Consider the following 16,881-nt stretch of genomic DNA (forward strand, 5'->3'; position numbering starts at 1 on the left):
GTCACCCACTCCCGTCCGACCATACGTACCGATACGGCATGGCGCCCGCCGTAGCGGTTGCCGAAACCTGTCCGGCGCGAGCCGGGGTACGCACCGCGCGTCGTCGGGCGGCACACGGGCACCCCAGCGACCGAGGCCGCCGGGGCACGACAGGGAGAGTGACGGCCCGGGCGATCACCTGCCGAGCGGCCGCGGTTATCGTGCGGCCGGTTCCAGCTCCGGATCTTCGGTGCGCTGGGTACGCGGGCCCGGCACGGCATCCACGGGCGGTGACCCGCCCGCGCGGCGGGCCTTGACCCAGTACAGACCGCCCACTGTCAGCACCAGACCGGCCAGGAGCGCGATCGTGATCTCGGTCCAGCTCACCGTCGGTGTCTGCTCGAGGCGGTGCACCAGGGTCTGGGCGGCTTGTTCGGTCTTTCCGCCGGTGAACTTGGATTTGTCCTCGGCCCACTCCAACCGGACACGGCTGATCGAATCGCTGGTGGTGCCGATCCAGTCGTCGCTGAAGACGGCGACGGTGCCGTGCTGGAATCCGGCCACCTCGGTGGCGAGGTCACGCAGTTCGGAGTCGTGCCCCGGATTGCCGTCGAGCACCACGATGCTCAGATCGATGCCGTGCGCCCGCGCATCGGCCACGATGGCGGCCAGTTCGCTCTGGTCGTCGTCCTCGGGCGTGGCCACGCCGTTGTCGGCGAGATCGATCCGAACCTCATCGAGGGTTTTCGAATCGAACCCATCCGGCAGCTTGGTGGCCTTGAGGGAGAAGGCCGAGGTGTGGGTGACGGTCATCTTCCATCCGGTCTGGTCGAGCCGCATCGTCTGGCGAAGCGACGGGGGTTGCGCTACTGGCACGAACTGCCGGGGTACCCGTGGTACCGCCCGGCTAACTCGGACCAGCTCGAGAGCAGATTACGCGACGCCTGAGCGGTTACTCGACACCCGGCACGCCCGAGCGCGGGCGCGCCGCCCGACCGCCTCGACAGACCGCCCCGCGATTTTCATAGGACAAGCGTACTGTTAGGGTTGGGAACCGCGGGGAACCGGCGCCTTCCCGGGCCGGCACCTCATGCCAGAGACGTACCGCCGCCGGCACAGCCCCGCCGACGGCGTCCGCACACCCGACAAGTGGAGCTGACGTGACGAAAAGTATCGATACTTTCGGCGCCAAGGGCAACCTCGAGGTCGGAAGCAACTCCTACGAGATCTTCCGGCTCTCGGCCGTACCCGGCACCGAGAAACTCCCGTACGCACTGAAAGTTCTCGCCGAGAACCTGCTGCGCACCGAGGACGGCGCGAACATCACCGCCGACCATATCCGCGCACTGGCGGACTGGGACCCCAACGCCCAGCCCAGTATCGAGATCCAGTTCACCCCGGCCCGCGTGGTGATGCAGGACTTCACCGGCGTGCCCTGCGTGGTCGACCTCGCCACCATGCGCGAGGCGGTCGCGGCCCTCGGCGGCGACCCGGAGAAGGTCAATCCACTCTCCCCCGCCGAGATGGTCATCGACCATTCGGTCATCCTCGACGTCTTCGGCCGCGCCGACGCCTTCGAGCGCAATGTCGAGCTCGAATACGAGCGCAACGGCGAGCGCTACCAGTTCCTGCGCTGGGGCCAGGGCGCGTTCGACGACTTCAAGGTCGTCCCCCCGGGCACCGGTATCGTGCACCAGGTCAATATCGAGTACCTGGCCCGCACCGTCATGGTCCGCAACGGCCAGGCCTACCCGGACACCTGCGTCGGTACCGACTCGCACACCACCATGGTCAACGGACTGGGCGTGCTGGGCTGGGGTGTCGGCGGTATCGAGGCCGAGGCCGCCATGCTGGGCCAGCCGGTCTCCATGCTGATCCCGCGCGTGGTCGGCTTCAAGCTCACCGGTGAGATCCAGCCCGGCGTCACCGCCACCGATGTGGTGCTCACCGTCACCGATATGCTGCGCAAGCACGGCGTGGTCGGCAAGTTCGTCGAGTTCTACGGCCAGGGCGTGGCCGAGGTCCCGCTGGCCAATCGCGCCACCCTGGGCAATATGAGCCCCGAGTTCGGTTCCACCGCCGCGATCTTCCCGATCGACGAAGAAACCATCAACTACCTGCGCCTGACCGGCCGCACCGAGGAGCAGCTGGCGCTCGTCGAGGCCTACGCCAAGGAACAGGGCATGTGGCACGACCCGGCCTCGGAACCCGCCTACTCCGAGTACCTGGAGCTCGATCTGGGCACCGTGGTGCCCTCCATCGCCGGCCCGAAGCGCCCGCAGGACCGCATCCTGCTCAGCGAGTCCAAGATCGCTTTCCGCAAGGACATCCACAACTACGTGGAGGACCAGCACCCGACACCGCATTCGAAGCTGGACGAGGCGGTGGAGGAGACCTTCCCGGCCTCCGATCCGGCCACCCTGTCCTTCGCCGACGACGGCGCGGTGAATGTGCAGTCCGCGGCGAACAACGCCGACGGCCGGCCGTCCAAGCCGATCAAGGTCGTCTCCGAGGAGCGCGGCGAGTTCATCCTCGATCACGGCGCCGTCGCGGTCGCGGGTATCACCTCCTGCACCAACACCTCCAATCCCTCGGTCATGATCGGCGCGGCCCTGCTGGCCCGCAACGCGGTCGAGAAGGGCCTGTCCAGCAAGCCGTGGGTCAAGACCAACATGGCCCCCGGTTCGCAGGTCGTCACCGATTACTACGAGAAGGCGGGCCTGTGGCCGTACCTGGAGAAGCTCGGCTTCTACCTGGGCGGTTACGGCTGCACCACCTGCATCGGCAACACCGGTCCGCTGCCGGAGGAGATCTCCAAGGCGGTCAACGACAACGACCTCACCGTCACCGCGGTGCTGTCGGGTAACCGCAACTTCGAGGGCCGCATCTCCCCCGACGTGAAGATGAACTACCTGGCCTCGCCGCCGCTGGTCATCGCCTACGCGCTCGCGGGCACCATGGACTTCGATTTCGAGACCGACCCACTGGGCACGGACACCGAGGGCAACCCGGTGTTCCTGAAGGACATCTGGCCCTCGGCCCAGGAGATCGACGACACCATCAAGTCGGCGATCAACCAGGAGATGTTCACCAAGTCCTACGCCGATGTCTTCAAGGGCGACGAGCGGTGGCGCAGCCTGCCCACCCCGGAGGGCAACACCTTCGAGTGGAAGGACGACTCCACCTACGTCCGCAAGGCTCCATATTTCGACGGGATGGGCCTGGAGCCCGAACCGGTGTCCGATATCAAGGGCGCGCGGGTCCTGGCCCTGCTGGGCGATTCGGTGACCACCGACCACATCTCCCCCGCCGGCGCCATCAAACCGGGCACCCCGGCCGCGGATTACCTCGACTCGCACGGCGTGGCGCGCAAGGACTACAACTCCCTGGGCTCCCGGCGCGGTAACCACGAGGTGATGATCCGCGGCACCTTCGCCAATATCCGGCTGCGCAACCAGCTCCTCGACGACGTCTCGGGCGGTTACACCCGCGACTTCACCCAGGAGGGCGCGCCGCAGGCGTTCATCTACGATGCCTCGCAGAACTACCAGAAGGCCGGTATCCCGCTGGTCGTGCTGGGCGGTAAGGAGTACGGTTCCGGCTCCTCCCGCGACTGGGCCGCCAAGGGCACCCGCCTGCTGGGCGTGCGCGCCGTGATCGTGGAATCGTTCGAGCGCATCCACCGCTCGAACCTGATCGGTATGGGCGTGATCCCGCTGCAGTTCCCGGAGGGCGAATCGGCGAAGTCGCTGGGTCTCACGGGCACCGAGGTCTTCGATATCGCGGGCATCGAGGAGCTCAACGCGGGCACCACCCCGTCCACCGTGCACGTCACCGCGACCAAGGACGACGGCTCGAAGATCGAGTTCGACGCGGTGGTCCGGATCGACACCCCCGGTGAAGCCGATTACTACCGCAATGGCGGCATCCTGCAGTATGTCCTGCGGAACATGATCCGGTCCTGATCGCGCGGTGCTCGATGGCGCCGCCTCCGGCGGCGCGTGTTCGCGCCCCCCGAGCTCTCCTCGCCCGCGACCCCGAGACTCGCGTTTACAGCGCACAGGCTACGGGGTCCGCAGGCGAGGAGACGGGCGCGAACGTCGCTCGTAAGGCTCGCTCCCGGCCGGGGGCGAGGGCGTCGGCACGTCACTTGTTCGTTCGCTCGTAATCTGATGGCCCCGCGCGGTGAATCCGCCGCGCGGGGTTCGTATATCCGTTGAAGGAGCACGATGCCCAAGGTCAGCGACGATCATCTGGCTGCCCGGCGTTCACAGATACTCGACGGCGCCCGGCGCTGCTTCGCCGAGTTCGGGTACGACGGCGCCACCGTCCGGCGTCTGGAAGACGCCATCGGCCTGTCCCGCGGCGCGATCTTCCATCACTTCCGGGACAAGGACGCGCTCTTCTTCGCCCTCGCTCAGGAGGATGCCGAGCGCATGGCCGAGGTGGCGGCCAATCAGGGTCTGGTGCAGGTGATGCGGGATATGCTCGCCGACCCGCAGGAGTACAACTGGCTGGGCACCCGGCTCGAGATCGCCCGGCGGCTGCGCACCGATCCGGAGTTCCGGGCCGGCTGGACCCAGCGGTCGGCCGAACTCACCGCGGCCACCCTGGCCCGCCTCGAGCGCCGTAAAGCGGCCGGGGCACTGCGCGATGATGTGCCCACCGATGTTCTGCTGGGCTATCTCGATCTGGTACTCGACGGTCTCATCGCCCGGATCGCCTCCGGGCACACCAACGAAAACCTCACCGCCGTATTGGATCTGGTGGAGGCTTCGGTGCGCCGCCGCCCCTGAGCGCTTCGCAGAGCGACCAGATGCGCGGTCAGTTCCCGGATTCCAGTGCGGTGAGCAGTTTCTTGGCGATCCGGTCCAGTTCCCGCCGTTCGGCCGCGGTCAGCGCCGCGAGCATACGCGTCTCGTTGGCCGTGTGCTCGGTGACCACGATGTCGACCAGTTCCCGACCCGCATCGGTCAGAGCCACCCGCACGGCCCGCCGGTCCTCCGCGTCCGCGACGCGCCGGACGTAGCCGGCCGCCTCCAAGCGGTCCAGCCTCCCCGTCATTCCCGCGCGCGACAGCATCAGAGTGTCCGCGAGCGCGGAGGGATTGAGCTCGAACGGGTCACCGGCCCGCCGCAATGCGGCCAGCACATCGAACTCTCCCCCGCGTAGGCCGTGACGCAGGAAAACCGCCTCGATCTCACGTTCGGCCACGACCGCCAGCCGGCCGAGCCGGCCGAAAACCACCATCGCCGCCAAGTCCAGATCGGGACGTTCCCGTCGCCACTGCTGTTCGATGGCAGCGATCGCGTCTGATTCGAGTTCGGACATGGACACAAGTCTATTCGTCGGCATATAGTTCGGTGGCGAATTATACGAGAGCGAATTACTGAAGGAGCGACCATGGACACCGCGCCCCATCCCCTCGCCGTCCGGCAGCCCGGTGACGCCGAGACGCTGCACACCGAATCGGTCACCATGCGGCTGCTCATCGACGCCGAAGAAGCCCACGGCGCGGTGAGCACCCTGGAGGTCACCATGGGCCGCGGCGCCGACGGCGCGGCACCGCATTTCCACACCCGCTCCGACGAGTTCTTCTACGTCGCCGACGGCGAACTGCAGCTGATGGCCGGGGACCGTTTCCTCACCATCGGCGCGGGCGGCTCGGCCCTCGTACCGAAGACGACCACGCACGCCTTCGGTGCCACCCCCGACAGCGGGGCTCGCATCCTGATCGCCCTCATGCCCGGCGTCCAGCGTTTCGGTTACTTCCGGCTGCTCGAACGCATCGCGCGCGGAGAGGCCACCCTGGACGAACTCGCCGCATCCCAGGACGAATACGACAACCACTTCGTCGATGCGCCCCGATGGTGGCAGGAGCGCAATGCCCAGCGGAGCTGAACCGGGAACAACGGTGCTGCCCGAGGGGTTCGCACCGCTATGACCTTCTCCGTCCCCGTAACCGTCCGCGGCTACGAACTCGATGTCCAAGGCCATGTCAATCAGGCGGTCTACCTGCAATACGCCGAACACGCCCGCTGGGAGTGCCTGCTCGCGGCGGGCCTGCAGGCAGACAAACTGGTGGCGGCACGAGTGGGGCCGGTGGTTCTGGAGAGCACCATCAAGTACCGGCGCGAGCTGCGCGGCGGCGACGACTTCCGGGTCACCTGCGCCTTCGAGTGGGGTAGCGGGAAGACCTATCGCATCCGGCAGGAGATGATCCGCACCGACGGCACTCTCTCGGCGGAGGTATCGGTGGTCGGCGGCCTGCTGGATCTGGACGCTCGCCGATTGGTCGCCGATCCGCCCGGCCGGTTCCGCGAACTGGCCACGCATCCGGACATGCTCGGCCTCTGACCGACCGGAGAGCGCGACGGGGAACGAATCGAGGCGGCAGCGAACACCCGGCGTCCGGAAAACTTTCGCGGCAGGAGGTTCCGCGAAAGCAAGGTCGGGTTTCCGAACAGGGGTAATCCGGCCATATCGGCTTCCGGAGCCGCCACGCGGCGTTATGATCCGGACGCGCTCGGGTCGTGGCACACCGCCGGCAAGATCGGAGAATCCAGATGACCGATGCCCTCCACACCTCCGAACGCGGTGCGGTCGCCACTCTCACCGGTGTCCTGGTCGGCGAGTCCGACCGCGAGATCCGAGTCCGGGTGGCAGACGGCACGTGGACCTTCTGTCGCGGCGATGTGCTGGCGATCCGGTTCGCCGAGGAGCACGCCACCGGCCGGCGCGTGCACGTCGACATCCGAGCCGGCGTCACGGCCGATTTCACCCGCCGCCTGCGTATCGAGGTCGCGGAGCGGCCGATGACCCTGGCGGCGCCGCCGTCGGAGGCCTTCGGCGACCGGCAGCTGCGCCGTCTCACCGAAGCCTGGGCGCGGCGACTCGACCTCGCCGGTGAACCCGAGTTCCCCGCGACGTTCACCTGCGCCCAGACCAGGTCGCGCAACACCAGCGACGACGGCGTCCACAGCGACAGTTTCGACTGAACGGCGGGCGCGATGAGCACCCTGGAGGCCCGCGGGGTCCTCATCGTCTCCGAAGCCGACGATCTGCACGCCGCGGCCATGGTGGCGACATTGCGCGAACAGCACGCAATGATGCCGCTCCGGTTGGATCTGCGTGATTTCCCGCGCGAGCCGGGTACTTTCCGGCTCGGGGCGGCCGGGGTCGAACGGTCACTGGCGGGTCTGGCCGGTCTGGACGAGGTCGGATCGGTCTGGTGGCGCCGCCCGCACCCGAGTTCGGTACCGGCCGGGGTCCGCGCCGACGACAACGCCTACCGCCAGGCCGAATGCGACGCTTTCGTCCAGGGCCTGCTGTGGTCGCTGGGCGCCCAATGGGTCAATGATCCCGGCAACGACCGGATCGCCCATCGCAAGATCGTGCAACTCGATACCGCGCGACGAGCCGGCTGCGCGGTCCCGGACACACTGGTCACCAACGATCCGGACGAGGCCCGCGAGTTCATCGAAACCTGTGGCAGCCGCGTCGTTTTCAAGCGCACCGGCACCTCCCGTGCCGAATTCTCCGAAACCCGCCTGCTCGGGACCGCCGATCTGGACCGGCTCGGCAGTATCCGCTGGGCGCCCACCACCTTCCAGCGCTATATCGATCCGGAATGCGATCTGCGGGTGGTGTGGGTGGACGGGCAGGAGTGGGCAGTGCGCATCGATTCCCGTACCGGAGCCGGACGTATCGACTCCCGGCTCGATACCTCGGTCGATTTCGTCCCCACCCTGCTACCGGCCGCCGTCAGCAAATCACTGGCGACGCTGATGGGCACGCTGGGCCTGAGTTTCGGTGTCCTGGATCTGCGGGTCGGCCTCGACGGTGAGTTCTACTTCCTCGAGGTCAACCCGCAGGGGCAATTCGCCTATCTCGAGATCAAGACCGGGCTACCCCTCTTCACCAGCCTCGCCAATCTCCTGGTGTACGGGGACGGCGCCGTACCCGGCTGGTGAATACGGCCCCGCCGAACGATCCGCATGCGGCCACTCGCCGCCGGGTACGCCGTCCCGGCGGCGGAGCCTGCGGATACGGTGCGGCTAGCGGGATTTACGGCGGTTGGCGCCGCCGCGGCTGCGGAGTTGCACATGCGACTCCGTCAGCACATTGTGAATGAACCCGTAGGAGCGGCCGGTCGCACGTGCCAGCGACCGGATACTCGCCCCCGCCTCGTATTGCTTCTTCAACTGGGTCTGTAGGCGATCCCGTGACTTACCCGTGACCCGGGTGCCCTTGCCCAATGTGCTCTTGCTCTGTACCGGCCTGTCGCCCATGGCTTCCTCCGAGTCGCCGAGCAGCGTCACTCTCAGGCTAAGCACTCGGCGACCATCCGGCAATGAGTTCTTGTGATGAAACTCACGCGAGCTGAATCAATTCCAGGTACTCGGCCGACCAGTGGTCCTCGGTGCCGTCCGGCAGCAAGATCACCCGCTCCGGGTTCAGGGCCTCGGCGGCGCCCGGATCGTGGGTCACCAGGACGACCGCGCCCGCATAGGTACGCAGCGCGTCGAGAACCTGCTCGCGCGAGACAGGGTCGAGGTTGTTGGTGGGCTCGTCGAGCAACAGCACATTGGCCGCCGAGGAGACCAGGCCGGCCAGCGCGAGCCGGGTCTTCTCACCGCCGGACAGTGTCCCGGCGGGCTGTTCCAGTTGGGGCCCGGTGAACATGAAGGCGCCGAGCAGGCCGCGTAGGTCCTGTTCGCCGGCGTCCGGCGCGGCATGACGTATGTTCTCCCAGACCGTGGCCGAATCGTCGAGGGTGTCGTGTTCCTGCGCGAAGTACCCCACCTTGAGGCCGTGACCGGGCACGAGGCCCCCGGCGGTGGGTTCCTCGGCGCCGGCCAGCAGTCGCAGCAGTGTGGTCTTGCCCGCGCCGTTGAGCCCGAGCACCACCACGCGGCTGCCGCGGTCGATTGCCAGATCCACGCCGGTGAAGATCTCCAGCGAGCCGTAGACCTTGGTGAGGTTCTCCGCCATGAGCGGCGTCTTCCCGCAGGCGGCCGGTTCGGGGAACTTGATCCGGGCGACCTTGTCGGCCACGCGTACCTCGTCCAGTTCGGCCATCAGCCGATCGGCGCGTTTGGCCATGTTCTGCGCGGCAACGGCTTTGGTGGCCTTGGCGCCCAGCTTGGCGGCCTGGGCACGCAGCGCAGACGCCTTCTTCTCGGCATTGGCCCGCTCGCGGCGGCGGCGCTGCTCGTCGGTCGCACGGGCGTCGAGATATTTCTGCCAGCCCATGTTGTAGACATCGGCCTCGCCACGCACCGCGTCCAGGAACCACACCTTGTTGACCACGTCGGCGAGCAGATCGACATCGTGGCTGATCACGATCAGGCCACCGTCGTGGTTCTGCAGGAAACCGCGCAGCCAGGTGATGGAATCGGCGTCGAGGTGGTTGGTGGGCTCGTCGAGCAGCAGGGTGGTGTCGGAACGGCCGCCGCTGCCGTCGGAGGCCGCGAACAGGATGCGCGCCAGTTCGATTCGCCGCCGCTGACCGCCGGAGAGCGTACGCAGCGCCTGATCCAGCACCCGGTCCGGTAAGCCGAGACTGTTGCAGATCCGCGCCGCCTCGCTCTCGGCCACATAACCGCCGAGCGCGGAGAAGCGGTCCTCCAACCGGCCGTATTTGCGGACGGCGCGTTCGCGTTCGTTTTCGTCGGCCAGTTCGGCCATCAGCGCCTGCTGCTTCTCCATATCGCGGATCAGCGCATCCAATCCGCGCGCCGAGAGCACCCGGTCACGGGCCAGGACGTCGAGATTTCCCTCGCGCGGATCCTGCGGGAGGTAACCGATATCGCTGGACCGCACGATCGTCCCGGCATACGGTTCGCCTTCTCCGGCCAGGATGCGCAGCGTGGTGGTCTTACCGGCGCCGTTACGCCCGACCAGGCCGATCCGGTCGCCGGCCTGTACCCGCAGCGCCGGTCCGGGCGCGGACAGCAGGGTGCGGACGCCGGCCCGGACCTCGAGGTCGGTCGCGGTGATCACAGATATCTCCTAGGAAACACGGGTTGGGGGCAGCGGCCCGGGGCGCCCGATAGCGGGCCCATCCACCGATCATCGGATGTCTCCGGACACGGAACCACCGATTTTACCCGGACCACGACACTGCCCCGTCCCCGGCGGCCGGGGTGATCCGCGCTCGCCGGGGTCACCGGTGCGCACGGTAACGTGCCCGGATATGAGCACCGATCTGTTGGGCAAGAGCGCGCTGGTCTCCGGAGCCAGCCGCGGTATCGGCCACGCGGTGGCCGCCGAGCTGCTGAGCCGGGGCGCGAATGTGCTGATCACCGCGCGCAAGGCCGAACCACTGGAGAAGGCGGCCGCCGAACTGCGGGCGCTGGGACACCAGGGCGAGGTCGTCGCCCTGGCCGGTAACTCCGGCGACGACGAGGCACGGGCCGCCGCGGTGCAGCGCGCGGTCGCGGAGTTCGGTTCGCTGGACATCCTGATCAACAACACCGGGATCAACCCGGTCTACGGCGCGCTGATGGAAGCCGATCTGGACGCGGTGCGCAAGATCTTCGACGTGAACGTCGTGGCCGCGCTCGGCTACATCCAGCAGGCGTACAAGGCGTGGATGGGCGAGCACGGCGGCGCCGTGGTGAACGTGGCCAGTGTGGCCGGTATCCGCTCCACCGGCGTCATCGCGGCCTACGGCGCCTCCAAGGCCGCGCTGATCCGGCTCACCGACGAGCTGGCCTGGCAGCTCGGCCCGAAGATCCGGGTCAACGCGGTGGCGCCCGGTGTGGTCAAGACCAGTTTCGCCGACGCGCTGTACTCGGCGGACGAAGAGGCCGCCGCGCAGGTGTACCCGATGAAGCGGCTCGGTTCGCCCGAGGACGTGGCGCGGCTGATCGCGTTCCTGGCCTCCGATCAGGCGGCCTGGATCACGGGCGAGACGGTGCGGGTCGACGGCGGGCTGCTGTCGACCGGCGGTATCTGAATCGATCGACGAGGGCCGGGGCAGTGCGGACACTGCCCCGGCCCTCGGTGTTCCACCGACCCCTCGGCCGGTCCTTGTTCAGGAGCGATGAGGCAGATTCTGCAGCCGGACCTGGCCGCGCGCGACCAGCCGCCCGTCCTCGTCGGTGATCACCACCTGCCACAGCTGCTGCAGACCGCCGCGGTGCAGCGGGGTGGCCTCGGCGGCCAGTTTCCCGTCGCGCACCGCACGCAGGAAATCGGTGTTGTTGTTGACCCCGACCACCACGCCGCGCTCGCCGTACCAGGCGGCGCCGCCGGTGCTGGCCAGGGTTTCCACCACGGTGCACAGGACCCCGCCGTTCTGGATCCCGGCCGGCTGGTGCAACTGCGGTGTGACGGTCCATTCACCGCGGACGCGGTCGGGTCCCAGCTCGGTCACGCGCAGGCCCATCAGATCCGCGAAGGTCCCCCTGCTGATCTCGTTGAGTTGTTCGGCGCTGAGATCGGCCATCGACATCGGGGGGCGGGTCTGCTGTTCGGTCATGGCTCCACAATCGCATGCGGGTCCCGGCCGGGGCGCACGGGCCGGTGGTCACCGGCGAAAAGAAAGCGGCGGACCCCACCTCGGGAGATGGAGCCCGCCGCAGGCATTGGATCGGGGGTCACCGCAGCCCTCGGGACTCTCGCGCGATCCGTACGCCGGATTCAACTATAGGGCAGGCTTACCTAACTAAGCAACACGCTGGGCGCGCCGGACCGCCATACCTCGACCCTCGAGTGCCCGCAGGAGGCCCTGCCCCCGGCGCGCTCCCGCCACCGGGTCGGTGCGGGCCAGGTCCGGAACATAAGTGGTGGCCCCCGAAACGGATTCGGCCACCAGCGCCCAGAACCGGCGCGGGCTCAGCCCCGCAGACCGGGCCAGCGCTCCCTGGATGAGCAGCAGCGAGGGTTCGCAACGGTAGGCCAGCCACACCCACATCGCCCGCTCACACGGCAGGGAGACCACCCCGGGCGAGCCCTCCAACGGATCGCCGGCCACCACCCGGATGGTGGTGTCGGCAAGGCCCGCCCAGTCGATACCGCCGTCGTTGTCGGTGTGGATCCACACATTCTCCAGCCCGGGATCCCAGGCCCGGCCGTCGGCGACCCATAACGCGGCGACCCGGCCGAGCACGGCATGGATGAGTGCGGTGGCCACCACCTCCGAGGCGGCGGTCGCACTGATCATCTCCGCGGCGTGCCGTCGGTACATCAGGTCGATCCGGCCCTCACGCAGACCCGTGGACAGGGCCCACCAGCGCCGCTTGCCCTGTTCGGACATGGCCGCGGCGGCATAGACCCGGGGATGCTCCGGCTGCAGGGACCGTAACCGGGAACACGCCGACTCGAATGCCGCCTCGTACGGGCGGGGGATGCGCACAGTGGCGAGTTCGGACATTCGAACCTCCTCGAGATCGGCGTCGCGGCAACGACTTGATCGAAAGATAGGTTAGCCTTACCAGACCTAGCAAGTATTTCCCTCGGGCAGGAAGTAACGGATCCGTGACACCCCGGCGCGCGCCGGGCACGCACGAGGACCCCGTCCCATCCACCACACCGCCGGCGTTTCCGGTGTTCGGCGGCTTATGACAATTCCCACGCGGTTACGACACCCTGTAGTACGCCACAGTGTCGTTGGCGTCGTAAAATCAAGAGATGGCTGGACTTGGTGAACTCGAGAAAGCGGTTATGGACCAACTGTGGTCGGCCGATGAACCACAAACGGTCCGGCAGGTGCACGAGGCCCTGTCGGCGCGCCGCGAACTCGCGTACACCACGGTGATGACCGTGCTACAGCGGCTCGCGAAGAAGAATCTGGTGGTACAGCGGCGCGACGACCGCGCCCACCGGTACGCTCCGGTACACACCCGCGACGAGCTGGTGGCCGGTCTCATGATGGATGCGCTGCAGCAGGCCGACGAGGCCGGTAGCCGGGCAGCGGCCCTGGTGCACTTCGTGGAGCAGGTCGGCAAGGACGAGGCCGCGGCTCTGCGGGACGCACTCGCTAAGCTCGAAGCAACCGAGGACAGATAGCCGCGCCGCCACGACCTCGGACCCTGGCCCCACAACGCAGTGAGCAGAGTCGATGAACGCAGCAGCACCGGCCTTCGCCGTACTTGCCTTGCTTCTCGCCGGTCCCGTCCCGGAATCACTCAGCCGGGCGACCTGGACATATCGCGTCCCGCGCGCCGCCCTCGTGCTCTGGCAGGCGATCGCGCTGGCCGCTGTGCTCAGCGCGTTCAGTTCCGGGCTCGCCATCGCCGCGGAACTGCTGGTCCCGGGTCCGGACGGCCGGCCCACCACCAAACCCACCGATGAGATCGATGCGCTGGGTCTGCCCCTGTGGCTGGCCTATGTGTCGGTGTTCATGCTCACGCTGCTGATCGGCGCCCGGCTCGTCTACGCCTCCATCCGGGTGGGGGTGCACACCCGGCGCCGCCGCGCCCACCACCGCATGCTGGTCGATCTGCTCGACCAGAGCGGCCCGTTCCGGCGCGCCGCCGATATCCGGGTCCTGTCGTCCACCGAACCGATCGCCTACTGCCTGCCGGGGCTGCGCCGGCGCGTGGTGGTCAGCGCCGGCACACTCGACAAACTCGCCGAGCAGGAGCTCACCGCAATCCTCAGCCATGAGCGGTCGCATCTGCGGGCCCGCCACGATCTGGTGCTGGAGGCGTTCACCGCCGCCCACGAGGCCTTCCCCCGGTTCGTCCGGAGCAAATCCGCGCTGGATTCGGTGAAACTGCTCATCGAACTGCTCGCCGACGATTCCGCGGTCAAGGTCACCGGTCCCAAACCGCTGGCCCGCGCCCTGGTGGCCTGCTCGAAATCGACCGCGCCGCAGGGTGCGCTCGCGGTGGGCGGGCCGAGCACGCTGATCCGCATCCAGCGCCTGGCCGGCCCGCTGGGCGATTTCCGGATCGCCGGTGCCGCCTATCTCGCCTCGATCGCCATCCTGGTGGTACCGACCCTGGCCGTCGCGATTCCCTGGCTGGTCGAGCTGAGCCGGTTGTTCCGTGCCTGATCGCTGTCCGCCGGAGACCGGAAACTCGGCCGATCCGCGCCCGGGCGCCGCCCGCACTCCCCCGCCCTTCGCCGATCTGGGCCTGCCCGTACTCACTGTGCAGGCATTGCGCCGGGAGGGCCTGATCGATCCCCTGCCCATCCAGGCGGCGGCCGTGCCCGACGCGCTGGCCGGTCGCGATGTGCTCGGCCGGGCGCCCACCGGGTCCGGCAAGACGCTGGCCTTCGGGCTGCCCATGCTCGCCCGCCTCGCCGGAGCGCCGGCCATCGCACGTGCCCCACGCGGTCTGATCCTGGCTCCTACCCGCGAACTGGCCCTGCAGATCGAACAGGCGCTGGAACCGTTCGCACTGGGTCTGCGGCTCGGCACCGCGGTGGGCGGGATACCCGTGTCCCGGCAGGCGGAAAGACTGCAGCGTGGGGTGGATCTGCTGATCGCGACCCCGGGCCGTCTGGCCGATCTGGTCGATCAGGGCGCGGCAGTACTCGACGCGGTCCGGGTCACCGCGGTCGACGAAGCCGACCATATGGCCGATTTCGGGTTCCTGCCGCAGGTGCGGCGATTGCTCGACCTGGTGCCCGGCGACGGACAGCGGTTGCTGTTCTCCGCCACCCTGGACGACGAATCCGTACGAGATCTGATCCGCCGGTATCTGCGCGACCCCGTCACCCACACAGTGGCGCCCGAACCGGAGACCATCCCCGCGACCCATCACATCCTTTACGTCGAACCCGCGGACAAACCGGCCGTCCTCGCCGAGATCGCCGCCCGCGACGGCCGCACGCTGCTGTTCGCCCGTACCCAGTACGGGGCGGAGAAGCTCACCCGCCGGCTACGTGACCAGGGCATCCGCGTCGCGGCCCTGCACGGAGGCAAGGCCCAGAACCGCCGCATCCGGACGCTGGCGGCCTTCGCCGACGGCGGTATCTCCGCCCTGGTCGCCACCGATATCGCCGCTCGCGGGATCCATGTGGACGCGGTCTCACTGGTGGTCCACGCCGACCCGCCCGCCGATGCAAAGGACTACATACACCGGGCCGGCCGGACGGCCCGGGCGGGTGCGAGCGGCACGGTGATCACCGTGGTCACCCCGGACCAGCGCGCCGAGGTGGCCGCGCTGACTCGGGCGGTGGAGGTTCCCGTGGTGGAACACACCGTAGGACCGGGCGACCGGGAAGTCCGCCGGCTCACCGGCGCGCGCACCCCGCCGGGCCCCGAGCCGGCGAGGGCTCCCGAGGTAGCGCCGGCGGCCGCGCGCGGGCACTTCCGTGGGCAGGGCGCCAGGGGCCGGGGCGGCACCGGGAAACCGGCACCGGGCCGCCGACCGCATCGCCCCCGCCGGTCCAAGTGAATCCGGCGGGTCCGCACGCCGCAGAGCCGTCCCGATTACCATGGGCGCAGTGCAGTTTCTCCCCGGACAACACCCGCCGTACGACCTGACCTACAACGACGTCTTCCTGGTTCCGAACCGCACCGATATCGCGTCACGGTTCGACGTCGACCTCGCGACGGCCGACGGCTCGGGCACCACCATCCCGCTGGTCGTCGCCAATATGACCGCGGTCGCGGGCCGCCGCATGGCCGAGACCGTGGCCCGGCGCGGCGGAATCGTGGTGCTACCGCAGGATCTGCCCAACAGCGCCGTCGCCGAGACCATCGCCTTCGTCAAAAGCCGTTCGCTGATCGCCGACACCCCCGTCACCCTCACCGCCGACCACTCCGTCTCCGATGCGCTGGCGCTGATCCACAAGCGTGCCCACGGTGCGGTCGTGGTCGTCGACAACGGACGGCCGGTCGGGCTGGTCACCGAGGAAGCCTGTGCCGATGTCGATCGGTTCGCCCGCCTGCACGAGGTCGCCACCACCGATTTCGTCACCGTCCCGGCGACCGCCGAGGCGTCCTATATCTTCGACCGCCTCGAGGCCGCGCACTCCGGGCCCGCCGTACTCCTCGCTCCGGACGGCACACTGGCCGGCGTGCTCACCCGCACCGGCGCGGTCCGGCACGGCATCTACACTCCCGCCGTCGACGACGAGGGCCGGTTGCGGATCGCGGCCGCCGTCGGGATCAACGGGGATGTGCCCGCGAAGGCCAAGGCACTGGTCGACGCCGGCGCCGATGTCCTGGTGGTGGACACCGCGCACGGGCACCAGGTGAAGATGCTGGAGACCCTGAGCGCGATCCGGGACCTCGGCCTCGGTGTCCCGCTGGTCGCCGGGAACACGGTCTCGGCCGAGGGCACCCGGGATCTCGTCGCCGCCGGCGCGGATATCGTCAAGGTCGGTGTCGGACCCGGCGCCATGTGCACCACCCGGATGATGACCGGAGTGGGCCGGCCGCAGTTCTCCGCAGTCGCCGAATGCGCGGCGGCAGCCGCCGACCTGGGCGCCCATGTATGGGCCGACGGTGGTGTCCGCCATCCCCGCGATGTCGCCCTGGCCCTCGCCGCGGGCGCGTCGAACGTCATGATCGGCTCCTGGTTCGCCGGCACCTACGAATCGCCCGGCGACCTGCGCGTCGATCGGGACGGCAGGGCATACAAGGAAAGCTTCGGGATGGCCTCCAAACGCGCGGTCGCCGCGCGGACCGCCGCAGATCGCGGCTACGACCGGGCCCGTAAGGCACTGTTCGAGGAGGGCATTTCCAGCTCCCGGATGCTGCTGGATCCCGAGCGTCCCGGCGTCGAGGATCTCATCGATCACATCTGCTCCGGGGTGCGCAGCGCCTGCACCTACGCCGGCGCGCGTGATCTCGCGGAATTCCGTGAGCGCGCGGTGGTCGGAGTGCAGTCGTCCGCGGGATTCGCCGAAGGCCGGCCGCTGCCGGGCGGGTGGTGACCCCGGCCACACCGCCGCGCGTCGCCGCCCACGCGACCGTGCGCCCGCGCGCACGGT

At 68.7% G+C, this 16,881-nt stretch carries 17 protein-coding genes; 11 read left to right on the forward strand and 6 right to left on the reverse strand.

Going from position 1 to position 16,881, the window contains the following annotated elements; translation table 11 throughout:
• Positions 1-195: 195 nt before the first annotated feature.
• Positions 196-792, reverse strand: coding sequence for an Rv1476 family membrane protein (locus NS4_RS03875; protein ID WP_174552063.1), 597 nt, complete (start codon positions 790-792; stop codon positions 196-198).
• A 347-nt stretch (positions 793-1,139) separates the two neighbouring features.
• Here NS4_RS03875 and acnA point away from each other — a divergent pair, with 347 nt between their 5' ends.
• A complete protein-coding gene (gene acnA, locus NS4_RS03880) occupies positions 1,140-3,944 on the forward strand; it encodes an aconitate hydratase AcnA (protein WP_063058075.1) in 2,805 nt (934 codons plus the stop codon).
• A 264-nt stretch (positions 3,945-4,208) separates the two neighbouring features.
• Positions 4,209-4,775 carry a TetR/AcrR family transcriptional regulator gene (locus NS4_RS03885; protein ID WP_030520508.1) on the forward strand — a complete coding sequence of 189 codons (567 nt, stop codon included), beginning with the start codon at positions 4,209-4,211 and terminating at the stop codon, positions 4,773-4,775.
• Between the two features lie 28 nt (positions 4,776-4,803).
• Here NS4_RS03885 and NS4_RS03890 read toward each other — a convergent pair whose 3' ends face one another.
• A complete protein-coding gene (locus tag NS4_RS03890) occupies positions 4,804-5,310 on the reverse strand; it encodes a MarR family winged helix-turn-helix transcriptional regulator (RefSeq protein WP_063058076.1) in 507 nt (168 codons plus the stop codon).
• A 147-nt stretch (positions 5,311-5,457) separates the two neighbouring features.
• On the opposite strand from NS4_RS03890, the gene NS4_RS03895 reads away from it, so the two are divergent.
• From NS4_RS03895 to NS4_RS03910, 4 genes are all read left to right on the forward strand, one after another.
• Entirely contained in the window at positions 5,458-5,880 is a 423-nt protein-coding gene (locus NS4_RS03895) for a cupin domain-containing protein (protein WP_063058387.1), read from the forward strand.
• 39 nt (positions 5,881-5,919) lie between these two features.
• Positions 5,920-6,336, forward strand: coding sequence for an acyl-CoA thioesterase (locus NS4_RS03900; RefSeq protein WP_063058077.1), 417 nt, complete (start codon positions 5,920-5,922; stop codon positions 6,334-6,336).
• A 209-nt stretch (positions 6,337-6,545) separates the two neighbouring features.
• Positions 6,546-6,977, forward strand: a complete 432-nt coding sequence (locus tag NS4_RS03905; protein WP_063058078.1) for a hypothetical protein — start codon at positions 6,546-6,548, stop codon at positions 6,975-6,977.
• Positions 6,978-6,989: 12 nt separating this feature from the next.
• Entirely contained in the window at positions 6,990-7,952 is a 963-nt protein-coding gene (locus tag NS4_RS03910; protein ID WP_063058079.1) for an MvdC/MvdD family ATP grasp protein, read from the forward strand.
• Positions 7,953-8,036: 84 nt separating this feature from the next.
• On the opposite strand, the gene NS4_RS03915 is transcribed toward NS4_RS03910, so the two are convergent.
• Positions 8,037-8,270: a helix-turn-helix domain-containing protein gene (locus NS4_RS03915; protein WP_030520514.1), complete on the reverse strand. Its 234-nt coding sequence runs from the start codon at positions 8,268-8,270 to the stop codon at positions 8,037-8,039.
• Positions 8,271-8,352: 82 nt separating this feature from the next.
• Positions 8,353-9,984 carry an ABC-F family ATP-binding cassette domain-containing protein gene (locus NS4_RS03920; protein ID WP_063058080.1) on the reverse strand — a complete coding sequence of 544 codons (1,632 nt, stop codon included), beginning with the start codon at positions 9,982-9,984 and terminating at the stop codon, positions 8,353-8,355.
• A gap of 193 nt (positions 9,985-10,177) precedes the next feature.
• Here NS4_RS03920 and NS4_RS03925 point away from each other — a divergent pair, with 193 nt between their 5' ends.
• Positions 10,178-10,942, forward strand: a complete 765-nt coding sequence (locus tag NS4_RS03925) for an SDR family oxidoreductase (RefSeq protein ID WP_063058081.1) — start codon at positions 10,178-10,180, stop codon at positions 10,940-10,942.
• A gap of 78 nt (positions 10,943-11,020) precedes the next feature.
• Here NS4_RS03925 and NS4_RS03930 read toward each other — a convergent pair whose 3' ends face one another.
• Positions 11,021-11,434 (reverse strand): PaaI family thioesterase, encoded by a 414-nt coding sequence (locus tag NS4_RS03930; RefSeq protein ID WP_063058388.1) that lies wholly within the window; start codon positions 11,432-11,434, stop codon positions 11,021-11,023.
• A 219-nt stretch (positions 11,435-11,653) separates the two neighbouring features.
• A complete protein-coding gene (locus NS4_RS03935; protein ID WP_063058082.1) occupies positions 11,654-12,361 on the reverse strand; it encodes a hypothetical protein in 708 nt (235 codons plus the stop codon).
• Between the two features lie 257 nt (positions 12,362-12,618).
• On the opposite strand from NS4_RS03935, the gene NS4_RS03940 reads away from it, so the two are divergent.
• The 4 genes from NS4_RS03940 to NS4_RS03955 are packed head-to-tail and all read left to right on the forward strand — an operon-like array spanning position 12,619 to position 16,824.
• Positions 12,619-12,996 (forward strand): BlaI/MecI/CopY family transcriptional regulator, encoded by a 378-nt coding sequence (locus tag NS4_RS03940; RefSeq protein WP_030520519.1) that lies wholly within the window; start codon positions 12,619-12,621, stop codon positions 12,994-12,996.
• Between the two features lie 52 nt (positions 12,997-13,048).
• Positions 13,049-13,987: a M56 family metallopeptidase gene (locus NS4_RS03945; RefSeq protein ID WP_063058083.1), complete on the forward strand. Its 939-nt coding sequence runs from the start codon at positions 13,049-13,051 to the stop codon at positions 13,985-13,987.
• Positions 13,980-15,338: a DEAD/DEAH box helicase gene (locus tag NS4_RS03950; RefSeq protein ID WP_245665050.1), complete on the forward strand. Its 1,359-nt coding sequence runs from the start codon at positions 13,980-13,982 to the stop codon at positions 15,336-15,338. Before NS4_RS03945 ends, NS4_RS03950 begins: the two co-directional genes overlap by 8 nt.
• A gap of 49 nt (positions 15,339-15,387) precedes the next feature.
• Positions 15,388-16,824: a GuaB1 family IMP dehydrogenase-related protein gene (locus NS4_RS03955; protein WP_030520522.1), complete on the forward strand. Its 1,437-nt coding sequence runs from the start codon at positions 15,388-15,390 to the stop codon at positions 16,822-16,824.
• Positions 16,825-16,881 lie beyond the last annotated feature (57 nt).

This window comes from Nocardia sienata NBRC 100364 (assembly GCF_001613205.1).
Lineage (GTDB): Bacteria > Actinomycetota > Actinomycetes > Mycobacteriales > Mycobacteriaceae > Nocardia > Nocardia sienata.

Coding starts and splice junctions, on each gene's coding strand:
- NS4_RS03875 (WP_174552063.1), bottom strand. CDS start 792: ATGACCGTCACCCACACCTCGGCCTTCTCCCTCAAGGCCACCAAGCTG.
- NS4_RS03885 (WP_030520508.1), top strand. CDS start 4,209: ATGCCCAAGGTCAGCGACGATCATCTGGCTGCCCGGCGTTCACAGATA.
- NS4_RS03890 (WP_063058076.1), bottom strand. CDS start 5,310: ATGTCCGAACTCGAATCAGACGCGATCGCTGCCATCGAACAGCAGTGG.
- NS4_RS03895 (WP_063058387.1), top strand. CDS start 5,458: ATGCGGCTGCTCATCGACGCCGAAGAAGCCCACGGCGCGGTGAGCACC.
- NS4_RS03900 (WP_063058077.1), top strand. CDS start 5,920: ATGACCTTCTCCGTCCCCGTAACCGTCCGCGGCTACGAACTCGATGTC.
- NS4_RS03905 (WP_063058078.1), top strand. CDS start 6,546: ATGACCGATGCCCTCCACACCTCCGAACGCGGTGCGGTCGCCACTCTC.
- NS4_RS03910 (WP_063058079.1), top strand. CDS start 6,990: ATGAGCACCCTGGAGGCCCGCGGGGTCCTCATCGTCTCCGAAGCCGAC.
- NS4_RS03915 (WP_030520514.1), bottom strand. CDS start 8,270: ATGGGCGACAGGCCGGTACAGAGCAAGAGCACATTGGGCAAGGGCACC.
- NS4_RS03925 (WP_063058081.1), top strand. CDS start 10,178: ATGAGCACCGATCTGTTGGGCAAGAGCGCGCTGGTCTCCGGAGCCAGC.
- NS4_RS03930 (WP_063058388.1), bottom strand. CDS start 11,434: ATGGCCGATCTCAGCGCCGAACAACTCAACGAGATCAGCAGGGGGACC.
- NS4_RS03935 (WP_063058082.1), bottom strand. CDS start 12,361: ATGTCCGAACTCGCCACTGTGCGCATCCCCCGCCCGTACGAGGCGGCA.
- NS4_RS03940 (WP_030520519.1), top strand. CDS start 12,619: ATGGCTGGACTTGGTGAACTCGAGAAAGCGGTTATGGACCAACTGTGG.
- NS4_RS03945 (WP_063058083.1), top strand. CDS start 13,049: ATGAACGCAGCAGCACCGGCCTTCGCCGTACTTGCCTTGCTTCTCGCC.